7 protein-coding genes are annotated in these 12,522 nt (G+C 60.4%); 4 read left to right on the top strand and 3 right to left on the bottom strand.

All coding sequences use genetic code 11. The features are described 5' to 3' along the window. Nucleotides 1–8: 8 nt before the first annotated feature. Nucleotides 9–947, top strand: a complete 939-nt coding sequence (locus B3I26_RS00185; protein ID WP_296254158.1) for an aspartyl/asparaginyl beta-hydroxylase domain-containing protein — start codon at nucleotides 9–11, stop codon at nucleotides 945–947. A gap of 372 nt (nucleotides 948–1,319) precedes the next feature. Next, entirely contained in the window at nucleotides 1,320–2,174 is an 855-nt protein-coding gene (locus B3I26_RS00180) for a DMT family transporter (protein WP_296254157.1), read from the top strand. Between the two features lie 126 nt (nucleotides 2,175–2,300). Here B3I26_RS00180 and B3I26_RS00175 read toward each other — a convergent pair whose 3' ends face one another. Beyond that, nucleotides 2,301–3,911, bottom strand: coding sequence for a methyl-accepting chemotaxis protein (locus tag B3I26_RS00175; protein WP_409522010.1), 1,611 nt, complete (start codon nucleotides 3,909–3,911; stop codon nucleotides 2,301–2,303). A gap of 454 nt (nucleotides 3,912–4,365) precedes the next feature. Beyond that, nucleotides 4,366–7,839, bottom strand: coding sequence for a hybrid sensor histidine kinase/response regulator (locus tag B3I26_RS00170; protein ID WP_296254155.1), 3,474 nt, complete (start codon nucleotides 7,837–7,839; stop codon nucleotides 4,366–4,368). A gap of 342 nt (nucleotides 7,840–8,181) precedes the next feature. On the opposite strand from B3I26_RS00170, the gene B3I26_RS00165 reads away from it, so the two are divergent. Beyond that, the gene (locus tag B3I26_RS00165; RefSeq protein WP_296254154.1) at nucleotides 8,182–9,327 is read left to right on the top strand and encodes a TDT family transporter; all 1,146 of its coding nucleotides are present in this window, start codon (nucleotides 8,182–8,184) and stop codon (nucleotides 9,325–9,327) included. 203 nt (nucleotides 9,328–9,530) lie between these two features. Beyond that, nucleotides 9,531–11,405, top strand: coding sequence for an MFS transporter (locus B3I26_RS00160; protein WP_296254153.1), 1,875 nt, complete (start codon nucleotides 9,531–9,533; stop codon nucleotides 11,403–11,405). 129 nt (nucleotides 11,406–11,534) lie between these two features. Here the strand turns inward: B3I26_RS00160 and B3I26_RS00155 are convergent, their stop codons facing one another. Beyond that, nucleotides 11,535–12,497 (bottom strand): bile acid:sodium symporter family protein, encoded by a 963-nt coding sequence (locus tag B3I26_RS00155; RefSeq protein WP_296254152.1) that lies wholly within the window; start codon nucleotides 12,495–12,497, stop codon nucleotides 11,535–11,537. Between the last annotated feature and the right edge of the window lie 25 nt (nucleotides 12,498–12,522).

Raw genomic sequence — 12,522 nt, 5'->3', positions numbered from 1 at the left:
AGAGCTTCATGACCTTTTCCTTCGCTGCCAAGGCGGCGATTCTGCTCGTGTTCATCGGCAGTACGTTGTATGTACACCTGCGCGGCAAGGCGCGTCTGCCGGTGCTGCGCCAGTTCGTGAACCACTCCGCACTGTTCGCGCCGTACAACGCCTTGATGTATGTGTTCTCCAGCGTGCCGTCCAGACCCTACCTGGACCGCAGCAAATTTCCCGAGCTTGATGTGTTGCGCGACAACTGGGAGACCATTCGCGACGAGGCCATGCACCTGTTCGACGAGGGTTACATTCGCGCCGCCGCCAAGGACAACGACGCCGGCTTCGGTTCTTTCTTCAAAAAGGGCTGGAAGCGGTTTTACCTCAAGTGGTACGACAAACCGCTGCCGTCGGCCGAGGCCCTGTGCCCGAAGACGGTCGAGCTGGTCAGCCGGATTCCCAACGTCAAGGGCGCGATGTTCGCGCTGTTGCCCGGTGGCAGTCATCTCAACCCGCACCGCGACCCGTTCGCCGGTTCATTGCGCTACCACCTGGGGCTGTCGACGCCCAACTCCGACGACTGCCGGATTTTCGTCGATGGCAAGGTCTACGCCTGGCGCGACGGTGAGGACGTGATGTTCGACGAGACCTATGTGCACTGGGTCAAGAACGAAACCGACGTCACCCGCGTGATCCTTTTTTGTGACATCGAGCGTCCGTTGAGCAACCGCTTCATGACCTCGATCAATCGCAGCGTCAGTGCCTTCCTGGGCCGAGCCACCGCGCCGCAAAACACCGATGATGAGCGTGTCGGCGGCATCAACCAGGCTTACGCGTTCAGCAAGCGTTTCAGCAACGCATTCAGCGGTCAGGTCAAACAGTTCAAGCGCGCCAATCCCAAGGCCTATCGCATCCTGCGTCCGGTACTGGCAGTCATCGTGCTGGCCCTGCTGGGCTACTGGCTGTTCGGCTGATAACTAAACGTTGCATCCTGCACCGCGCGCTGGTTATATTCAGCGCCGGTGTTCTGAAACAAGTCGAAACATTCCTCCTCATTCCGAAGAAGATCAGTGCATGCCTGCTTGCCATTCGCCAATCGTGTTCGCTGCCGCAGCGTCTGCTGTGGGTGAGCCGTGCGGGTGCCAGCAAGCGTTCTACATCACGCGCTATCCACCTCCCTCTCCTGTGACCGGCCCGGTTGCGTGCGTTGTTTCGCCGCCAGCCGCGGTCGTGCTGGGCTGATCGACTGCGCTGACGCCGTCGAATCACGCCTGCAAGCCCCAACAAAACATCAGTGAATCCGGTTTTGCGCCGGGTCCGATTTTGTCTGAATCACAGGTGACACCATGTTTGCTAACAAAGCCCTGGCCTCGATGGCCACCACTACCCTGTTCGTATTGCTCTGGAGCAGCGGCGCGATTGTCTCCAAGTGGGGACTGGCCCACGCTTCGCCTTTTGCGTTTCTACTCTTTCGTTTTTTGCTGGCGCTCATGGCGCTGGCAATCCTTATCCCCGCTCTGGGCTACAAGCTTCCCGCCACGCGCCAATCGATGCGCTATGCCCTGGCCACCGGCGCGGTCCTGCTGGGCGCTTACCAAATCTGTTACTTGCTTGCGCTTAACATGAAAGTCGCACCCGGGGTCATGGCCACCATCATGGGTGTGCAGCCGATCCTCACGGCTGTCCTGGTCGAGCGCAGCCGCGCCTGGTCGCGAATGTTCGGACTGGGCTTGGGGCTGGCAGGGTTGGTGCTGGTGGTGTTTCAAGGGATCGGCGATGGCGGCTCGCTGGCCGGAATGCTGTTCGGAGTGTTGGGCATGTTGAGCATGACCGGCGGTTCGATCATGCAAAAGCGCATCACCGATAACCCCCTCGGCACGCTGCCGGTGCAGTATTTGGCCGGTACAGTCGTGTGCGCGGTGTGCCTGCCCTTTCAGCCGTTTCACTTCGAGTACAGCCTGGGCTTCTATGTACCCGTTGTGTATATGGGATTGGTGGTGTCGGTGCTGGCGACCTTTCTACTGTATCGGCTGATCGCTCAGGGCAATCTGGTCAATGTCACCAGCCTGTTCTATCTGGTGCCAGCGGTGACCGCGATCATGGATTACCTGATCTTTGGCAACCGCCTAGCATGGCTGAGCATGCTGGGGATGGTGCTGATTGTGGTGGGCTTGGTGTTTGTGTTCAGAAAAATCAAATAGCAGCAGCGGCGATATTTATAGCCTGGAACACTGGCCTGCAGCACACGGTTGGTCGGCAGCAGCGCCCATGGGGGCGCCGCTGCCAGCAAGCCGGGCTGCTGAAGGGGGCGCTTTGGCTCGTGCGTTTTAAAGTACGAACCGGGTGACCAGCCCGTTCAGATCCATCGCCAGCCGTGACAGTTCCTGGCTGGCGGCGGAGGTCTGGGTCGCGCCCGCTGCAGTCTGGGTCGACAGATCGCGGATGCTTACCAGGCTGCGGTCCACTTCCCGTGCCACCAGCGACTGCTGTTCGGCGGCACTGGCGATCACCAGGTTGCGCTGGTTGATCTGGGAAATCGCTGCTGTGATCTTCTCCAGCGCCTGGCCTGCGCTGCTGGCCCGTTGCAGAGTGTGTTCGGCCTGACTGGCGCTGTTCTGCATGGCGCCAACCGTGTCCTGAGTGCCGCTCTGGATACCGCTGATCATCTGCTCGATTTCCTGGGTCGAATCCTGCGTCCGCAGGGCCAGGGAGCGCACCTCATCGGCGACCACCGCGAACCCGCGTCCTGCCTCACCGGCCCGTGCCGCTTCGATGGCCGCGTTAAGCGCCAGCAGGTTGGTCTGCGCAGCGATGCCACGAATTACCTCCAGCACCTTGCTGATGTCCTGCGCCTGACTCGCCAGGCCCTGAGCCTGTGTCGACGCGTTCATCACTTCGCCCACCAACCCTTGAATCGAATCGATCGTCTCGCTCACCTGACGCTGCCCGTGCTGGCTGTCGGTATCGGATGCTTTTGATGCCTCGGAAGTGGCCACAGCGTTGTTCGCCACCTCATCCACCGCCGTGCTCATCTGCGTCACGGCCGTTGCGGCCAGTTCGATTTCGTCGTTCTGCGCCTGCAAGCTGCGCGTACTTTGCTCCATCACCGAGCTCATTTGCTCGGCGGCCGATGCCAGCTGCTGCGATGATTCACTGATGCCGTGAATGGTCGAGCGCAAATTTTGCTGCATGGCTGACAAGGCTTTGAGCAGGTGCGCGGGCTCGTCACTGCCCTGATGCTCAAAGGCGACGGCGAGATTGCCGCCGGCGATGGTTTGCGCCACCTTCAATGCCTGACTGATGGGCTGGACGATGCTGCGGGTCAGCGCCCAGGCGAGCCACAAGGTCAAGAGCAGCGAGAGAACGATGACGCAGGCCAGTATGGTTTGCGACCGGTCATACAGGCTCGCGGCATCTTTGGCGGCGGCGTCAGCGCCTTGCTGATTAAGGGTTATCAGCGATTCCAGCGCGGAATTGAGCTTGCCGCCAATCGGTGCCAGTTGCGTGTTCAGCAGCGTATTGGCCTGGTCGGCCTGACCGGCGTCGACATGGGCGATGACCTGATCGAGCACGCGCTGATAGTCGTCGAACACGCGCTGCACGCCGGTAAGTATTGCCAGTTCCTCTGCGGAATTGCCCAGGCGCTTGTACTCGCCAAACTGCTTGCTCCAATCGGCGCGCTCCTCGGCGATCACGGCCTGGCTTTTTCGGTGGCTGGCAGGGTCATTATTGGCGATCAGGCGCAAAGCTTCGATGCGGATGGTCATGACATTGTCCGCAGCGTCATGCACAGCCTCGATCTTCGGCATCCAGGACTCTTCGATCACTTCGGCGCTGGTGCGCAGCGCGGCCATCTTACCCAGGCTGAATACACCGACCGACGCCAGCAACAGGCCAATCACTGCGAAACTCAACCCGGCTCTGATTCCAATACGCATCTTTCTGATGAACATCTGCTGCTCCTTTGGCATTCAAAATTCAAGGATCTCCACGTCTTTTTATTGTTCAAGGAGTGGCGGTGCCGGCCTGTATATCAAATGGCTATTATCTAAAAAAGGGCGTTGTCGCTGCACTGGAAAGGTTTTACAGGAGGCAGGCGGATCCGGAAATGCCACGCAGCAGCACGTCACCCACGCGATATTTCCGCAGACGCCAGCAATAGCGGGTGCGGGCAGCGTATTTATTTAACGCGGGGTTGACGAAACGAGCGTTTATTCCTGGCCGAACGGTCGAGCAAAAATAAATGTCTGGACACACATTTTCGCCAAGTGGCGCCGATACGATGCCTGAAGGGTGCTGACCCGCACGCCGCTCGGCCAAACGGCGGTGACAGCCTTGGTGTCGAAACCGCTGACCGCCAAAACGCAGTTGTTGATGAATCCTCGCTTCGGGCTAATTCAAACTCACATGGCGACTCAACAATGCCCGCAATGCAGCGGGCTTGACAGGTTTAGCCAGGTATTCCAGCCCCGCCGCGTGCACCTGCGCCACCAGTTCGGGCCTGCCATCGGCGCTGATCAGCACACCGGGCACCGGTTCAGCCAGTTGGGTGCGCAGCCAGGCCATCAGCTCAGTGCCGATCTCGCCGTGGTCCAGATGGTAGTCCACCAGTGCCAGATGCGGACGAACGCCGTCGTCGAGCAACGCTTGGCATTCCTGGCGATTGCGCGCCGTCCATACCTGGCAACCCCAGCGACTGAGCAGGCTGTTCATGCCAATCAAGATGCTGTCCTCGTTGTCGACACACAGCACCTGCGTCCCAGTGAGCGCGGCACGGTGTGGCTCCACGCTGGCGGGCGGCGGCAGGGTCTGGCTGCGGGCCAGCGGCACGGTGACACTGAATACGCTGCCCTTGCCCGGCCAGGAACGCACCTGCAGCGTGTGACCGAGCACTCGACACAGCCCATCGGCAATTGCCAGGCCCAACCCTAAGCCTTTTTCGGCACGGGTCTGGTGACTGTCCAGACGTTTGAACTCCTCGAAAATCACCTGGCGCTTGTCTTCAGGAATGCCCGGCCCGCGGTCCCACACCTCCAGGCTCAGATTCGCCCCTCTGCGCCGTACCCCCAAAAGGATCGGGCCTTTGGCATAGCGAAATGCGTTCGTCAGGAAATTCTGCAGCACCCGGCGTAGCAGTTTTGCATCGCTGGCAATGCGCAGCTGGCTGCCCCGCACGCGAAAGCTCAAACCCTGTTCCTGGGCCAGCGCCTTGAACTCGGCGCCCAGGGTGTCGAACAGATTGTTAAGGGGAAATGGTGCGATGGTTGGAGTGAATTTTCCGTTTTCCAGGCGGGAAATATCCAGCAGGTCGCTGATCAGGTCCTCGGCCGAGCGCAGCGAACTGTCCAGGTGTTGGATCAGCTTTTGCGCTTCGTCGGGGATGCTGTCGTCCACATGCAGCAGCGCGGCAGAAAACAGCCGCGCGGCGTTCATGGGCTGCATCAGGTCATGACTGACCGCAGCCAGAAAGCGTGTCTTCGACTGGTTGGCGGCTTCGGCATGGGCTTTGGCTTCGGTGAGCGCAACGTTCAATTGCCACAGCTCGCGAGTACGCTCGGCGACGCGCTGTTCCAGGCTTTCGTTGACGCCCTTGAGGGCTTGCTCGGCCTCGCGGAAGGCAGTGATGTCAGTGAAACTCATGACGAAACCACCGCCGGGCATAGGGTTGCCGATCAGCTCGATCACCCGGCCATTGGGGAACAGCCGTTCGGAGGTGTGGGCACGGCCCTGGCGCATCCAGTGCAGGCGCCGGGCGACGTGCACCTCGGCCTCGCCCGGCCCAAGCAGACCACGCTCGGCGTTGTAGCGAATAATATCGGCGATGGGCCGGCCCACGCTGATCAGCCCTTCGGGATAATTGAACAACTCAAGATAGCGGTCGTTCCAGGCCACCAGTTTGAGCGACTGATCGACCACGCTGATGCCCTGGGTAATGTTCTCGATGGCGCCTTGCAGCAGGGCGCGGTTGAACTGCAACACCTCGGAGGCTTCGTCGGCGATGCGCACCACATCTTCCAGCTGCATGTCGCGACCCTCGATGGCGGCCTTGACCACGGCGCGGGTCGACGAGGTGCCCAGCACACCGGCCAGCAGGCGCTCGGTGTGCGCAATCCAGTCGCCATTGGCGTTCTGGTTCGGGTTGAAGCCCTTGCCTTGCCGATAGGCGAAACGGATGAAGCTCTGCTGCGCGCGTTCCTCGCCGACAAAGCGCGCAGACAGTTTGAGCAGGTCTTCGATCTGCACTGCCAGCAGCGAACGGTTGTTGTGCCGGGCCTGCAGTTCCTGACCGATGAAGCGCCCGGCTTGCCAGTGCTCCGAAACCCGCGTGCGCGACAGCAGCGAGACCCAGACGAACAGGATAAAGTTGCCCGCCATCGACAGCACCACACCCTGGGTCAGCGGGGTGATGGGCAGGTTGAGCGGATTGCCGTGCAGCCACGCCAGCAGCGGAAAACTGCTCAGCGACCAGCCCATGCTGTGGGCGGTCAGCGGCAGTACCAGGGTGTAGAACCAGATGAACACGCCAGCGGCCAGGCCGGCGAATACGCCTCGGCGGTTGGCCGGTTTCCAGTACAGGGCGCCAATCATCGCCGGGGCCAGTTGAGTGATGGCGGCAAAGGCGATCTGGCCGATGGTCGCAAGACTCGCCGTGGAGCCAAGCAACCGGTAGCTGACATAGGCCAGCAACAGGATCGCCACGATGCTGACCCGGCGCACCGAGAGCATCCAGTAGCGGAACACTTCGAACGGACGCTCGGCGGTTTTGCGTCGCAGCAGCCACGGCAGCAGCATGTCGTTGGAGACCATGGTCGACAGGGCAACGCTGGCGACGATCACCATGCCGGTGGCCGCCGATGCGCCACCGATAAACGCCAGCAGCGCCAGCGCCGGGTGAGCATGGGCCAGCGGTACACTGATCACGAAAGAGTCCGGCAGCACCGAGCCGGGCAGCAGCATTTGCCCGGCCAGCGCGATGGGCACCACGAACAGCCCGGCCAGCAGCAGATAGGTCGGGAAAACCCATTTCGCCAGGCGCAGATCCTGTGGCTCGATGTTCTCGACCACGGTCACGTGAAACTGTCGTGGCAGGCAGACGATCGCCATCATCGCCACACCGGTCTGCACCACCATCGAGGGCCAGTTGATGGTCTCTTTCCAATATTCCTCCAGACGCGGTGCGAGCATCGCCTGATTGAACAGGTCGTCGACTCCGTCATACAGGCCGAAGGTCACGAACACACCCACCGCCATGAACGCGAACAGCTTGACCAGCGCCTCGAAGGCAATGGCCAGCACCATACCGCGATGGTGTTCGGTGGCGTCAAGGTTGCGCGTGCCGAACACGATGGTGAACAGCGCCAGCACCAGCGACACGATCAGCGCTGTGTCTTGCGCACGGGTGCCGGTAGCGTCCGCGCCCGCGCCGATCAGAATGTTCACCCCCAGGACAATGCCTTTGAGCTGCAGCGCGATGTACGGCAGTACACCAATCAGACAGATCAGCGCGACCACGACCGCCAGCGTCTGCGATTTTCCGTAGCGGGCGGCGATGAAGTCGGCGATGGAAGTAATGCTTTCCTGCTTGCTGATCAGCACCATTTTCTGCAACACCCAAGGCGCCAGCACCATCATCACAATGGGCCCCAGGTAGATCGGCAGGAACGACCACAATTGCTCGGCGGCCTGACCCACTGCGCCGAAGAAGGTCCAACTGGTGCAGTACACCGCCAGCGACAAGCTATACACCCACGCACGCAATCGCGGCGGCAACGCGCCGCTGCGACGATCACCATAGAAGGCAATCGCGAACATGATGGCCATATAGGCCAGGGCGACGGCAGCGATCAGCCCGCTGGACAGCGACATGGGAACTCCAGACTCTAGCGAATAACGGTTCGGCTGCGATCCGTCGCAGGCCACACAGTCTCGCACGCCCACTCTCGTTCGTCTTTGTCGACCAAGGTCTGAGCGGCGTGGTGTCGAAGTGCGATTTCGTCCACGGGCGCGCTTGCCTGCAATTGCTTCAGCTCCGTGCCGTTAATGGAGAGCGCGCTAGCGTCATCGCGGGCAATCGCGCTCCGGGAGGTGTAATGCTGGACGCGTTCTTATATCGGCTAAATCTATTATGCATAGCGAAATTACCCGCTTAATAGATATCAGATCCCGCCATACCATGAGCCTCACCTCATACGAGGAGAGGAGCACGCCATGAACCCTTTTCATTTCATCCCCAATAAACCCTTTAGCCGACTGACTCATTCCCGGGAAGTCATTCGCCAATTCACGCCCAATTGGTTCGCCGCAACCATGGGAACCGGCATTCTGTCCGCCGTTCTGCCCCAACTGCCAATGCACATTCCTGGCCTGTATCAAGTGGCCGAAGCCCTGTGGATGCTCAACATAGTTCTGTTCCTGACGTTCAGTTTTCTGTACGCCGCTCGCTGGGTAATGTTCTTCGAGCAGGCGCGGCGCATCTTCGGGCATTCAACGGTTTCGATGTTCTTAGGCACGATCCCCATGGGGCTGGCCACGATCATCAACGGCCTTCTGACCTTCGGCCTGGCGCGCTGGGGCGAGGGCGTACTGCCCCTTGTCGAGATGTTGTGGTGGCTGGATGTTGCGATGTCGATGGCGTGCGGGGTGCTCATTCCGTTCATGATGTTCACCCGTCAGACGCACCGCATCGACCAGATGACCGCTGTATGGCTGCTGCCGGTGGTGGCGGCAGAGGTGGCGGCGGCCAGCGGAGGTTTACTGGCCCCGCATATGGCTGACCATTACAGCCAGTTCAGCATACTGATTACCAGTTTTGTGCTGTGGGGATTGTCGGTGCCCGTGGCGTTCAGCATTCTGACCATCCTGCTGTTGCGCATGGCCTTGCATAAACTGCCTCACGAAAGCATGGCGGCATCGAGCTGGCTGGCCCTGGGGCCGATCAGCACCGGGGCCTTTGGCTTGATGGTGCTTGGCGCCGACTCACCGACGATCTTCGCCGCACATGGGTTGCGCGCGGTAGGGGAGATTGCGTCCGGGTTGGGCTTGATCGCGGGCATCGTGCTATGGGGCGTAAGTATGTGGTGGCTGCTGATGGCCGGGCTGATCACAGCGCGCTATTTGCGTGACGGCATTACGTTCAACCTTGGCTGGTGGGGTTTCACCTTCCCGCTGGGCGTCTTTGCCTTGACCACGCTGAAGCTGGGCGCTGCGCTGGATCTGGCATTCTTCGCTGTGTTCGGCAGCCTGCTGGTGGCAGGATTGGCTGCGCTGTGGCTGGTGATCATGAAACGCACACTGGCAGGTGCTTATAAAGGAGAGCTGTTCGTTTCCCCCTGCATCGCCAGCGCAAAGGGTTGATAAATCATCTGCAGCAGTCCGGCTTGCCAGCGGTGGCGACCAGTAAGGTGCCACCGCTGGCAGGCCGTGTTGCTATTGGAGCCTGCACAAAAGTCCGTACGGGATATCGACATCTGCGCCTTCAGCGTCTTCAATGTCGCTCGGCGTCGAGGCGCCAGCGTTCCAATTCCAAAAGCCGATAACGGCGTCATTCAGGGACACGTTTGATGAGTCAGTCGCAATTCAGTCTGTTGGGCAAACGGCGCTTTTTGCCGTTTTTCGTGACCCAGTCCCTCGGGGCGTTCAACGACAACATCTTCAAGCAATCGCTTATCCTCGCCATTCTCTACAAGTTGGCCATCGACGGTGACCGCTCGATCTACGTCAACCTGTGCGCTCTGTTGTTCATCCTGCCGTTCTTCCTGTTCTCGGCGCTCGCCGGGCAGTTCGGCGAGAAGTATCCCAAGGACCGGCTCATCCGCATGATCAAGATGCTTGAGATCGGCATCATGCTGCTCGGCGCGGTAGGTTTTCTGTTCAATCACCTTTCGCTGATGCTGGCGGCGTTGTTCGCCATGGGCACGCACTCGGCGTTGTTCGGCCCGGTGAAGTACTCGATCCTGCCGCAGCACCTGCACGAGGACGAGCTGGTGGGCGGCAACGGGTTGGTGGAAATGGGCACCTTCCTGGCGATTCTGGCCGGGACCATCGGCGCCGGCATCATGATGTCCGCCACGCATTACGCACCTATCGTCTCCGGCGCCATGGTGCTGGTGGCATGCCTGGGTTACCTGGCCAGTCGCGGCATTCCCCCGGCCGCAGCCGCCAGCCCGGACATGCGCCTGAACTGGAACATCTTCAGTGAATCCTGGGCCACGCTGAAACTGGGCCTGGGTCAAACCAAGGCGGTGTCGCGCTCCATCGTCGGCAACTCGTGGTTCTGGTTCGTTGGCGCGATCTACCTCACGCAGATTCCGGCGTACGCCAAGGAATTCCTCTACGGCGATGAAACGGTCGTAACGCTGATCCTCACCGTTTTTTCCATCGGCATCGCGGCAGGTTCGATGCTCTGCGAGCGGCTGTCGGGGCGCAAAGTGGAAATCGGACTGGTGCCGTTCGGTTCGATGGGCCTGACCGTATTCGGGCTGTTGCTGTGGTGGCACTCGGGGGATTTCCCGCAGAGCGTCCAGGCCAATGACTGGCTGGCGGTCCTCGGCCACGGCCAGGCCTGGTGGGTGTTGCTGGATATTCTCGGCATCGGTGTTTTCGGCGGCTTCTATATCGTGCCGCTGTACGCACTGATTCAGTCGCGCACGCCGGAGAAAGAGCGCTCCCGGGTGATCGCGTCGAACAACATCCTCAATGCGCTGTTCATGGTGGTATCGGCGGTCGTGTCGATCATCTTCCTAAGCTTAGTGAAGCTGTCGATCCCGCAGCTGTTCCTTGTCGTCTCGGTGATGAACATCGCGGTCAACACCTACATCTTTAAGATTGTTCCCGAGTTCACCATGCGCTTCATGATCTGGCTGCTCAGCCACTCCATGTACCGCGTCAAGCACCGCGATCTGGAGCAGATTCCCGACGAAGGCGCGGCTTTGCTGGTGTGCAATCACGTGTCGTTCGTCGATGCGCTGCTGATCGCGGGGTCGGTGCGTCGGCCGATCCGTTTCGTCATGTACTACAAGATCTTCAACCTGCCGGTGCTTAACTTTATCTTCCGCACTGCCGGAGCCATACCGATTGCCGGGCGCGGCGAGGACCTGCTGATCTATGATCAGGCGTTCAGGCGCATTGCCGAGTATTTGAAGGACGGCGAACTGGTGTGCATCTTCCCGGAGGGCAAGTTGACCACCTCCGGCGACATTAACGAGTTCAAGAGCGGTATGACCCGGATACTGCAAGAAACCGAGGTGCCGGTGATTCCAATGGCGTTGCAGGGGTTGTGGGGCAGCTTCTTCAGCCGCGACCCCGATAAGGGCTTGTTTCGTAGACTGTGGTCACGGGTAACGCTGGTGGCGGGGCCTGCGATCACAGGCGATCAGTCGCGGCCTTCGTTGGTGCGCGAGCGGGTGGCAGCGTTGAGGGGGACCGTGCGCTAACTGACGTGTGCATTGAACCACCGATGCACCGTCTCCCCTGCAGCAGTTGGGCGCGTCAGCGGCGGCGACCTTGAATCGCTACCGCCGACAAGCCGAAAGGCTACAGGCATTCGAGGGCGGCGTGTTCGCTTAGCCCACCGCCGGCTCGTCTTCCGCTACCACTTCATCCGGCGTCATCTTCCTGAAGTACGTCGAAAGCAGCGCACCGGAAATGTTATGCCAGACGCTGAACAGTGCGCTTGGCACTGCCGCCAGCGGTGAGAAATGCGCGGCGGCGAGCGCGGCGCCCAGGCCTGAGTTCTGCATGCCGACTTCCAGCGACAGCGACTTGCGCTGGGCCAACGGCAGTTTGAACAGCTTGCCGGTGAAGTAGCCCAACAGGAAGCCGAAGCTGTTGTGCAGGATCACTACAGCCATGATCAGCAGGCCGGATTCGGCGATCTTCGCCTGACTGGCCGCGACCACTGCGCAGACGATCATCACGATGCTCACCACCGAGATCAGCGGCAGTACGTCCACCGCGTACTGCACCTTTTCACCCAGCAGCCGCTGGGCCACCACGCCGAGCACGATCGGCAGCATGACGAATTGCAGGATCGACCAGAACATCTCCATGAAAGAGACCGGTAACCACGCCGACGCCAGCAGCCAGATCAGCGTCGGGGTCAGCAGCGGGGCGAGCAGGGTGGTGACAGCGGCGATGGCCACTGACAGCGCAAGATCACCTTTCGCCAGCCAGGTCATCACGTTGGATGACGTGCCGCTTGGGCAGCAACCTACCAGAATCACACCCACGGCAATTTCGGCTGGCAAATGGAAAGCCTGGCACAGCAACCAGGCCACGCCCGGCATGATCACGAAATGCGCGACCACGCCCAACGCCACACGCCACGGATGACGCACAACTTCAGAGAAGTCATCCAGTTTCAGGGTCAGCCCCATGCCGAACATCACCAGCCCCAGCAGCGGCACGATCAGGGCCTTGAGGCTGATGAACCAGCTTGGGAACAGGAACGCCAGCACCGCAAACAGCAGCACCCAGTACGCAAAGGTATTACCGACAAAACGACTCAATGCAGCCAGCGCACGCATGGCTTGCTCCTTCTTATTGCGATTA

This window comes from Pseudomonas sp. UBA5706 (assembly GCF_002419965.1).
Lineage (GTDB): Bacteria > Pseudomonadota > Gammaproteobacteria > Pseudomonadales > Pseudomonadaceae > Aquipseudomonas.
This window is presented reverse-complemented; position numbering and strand designations above follow the sequence as displayed.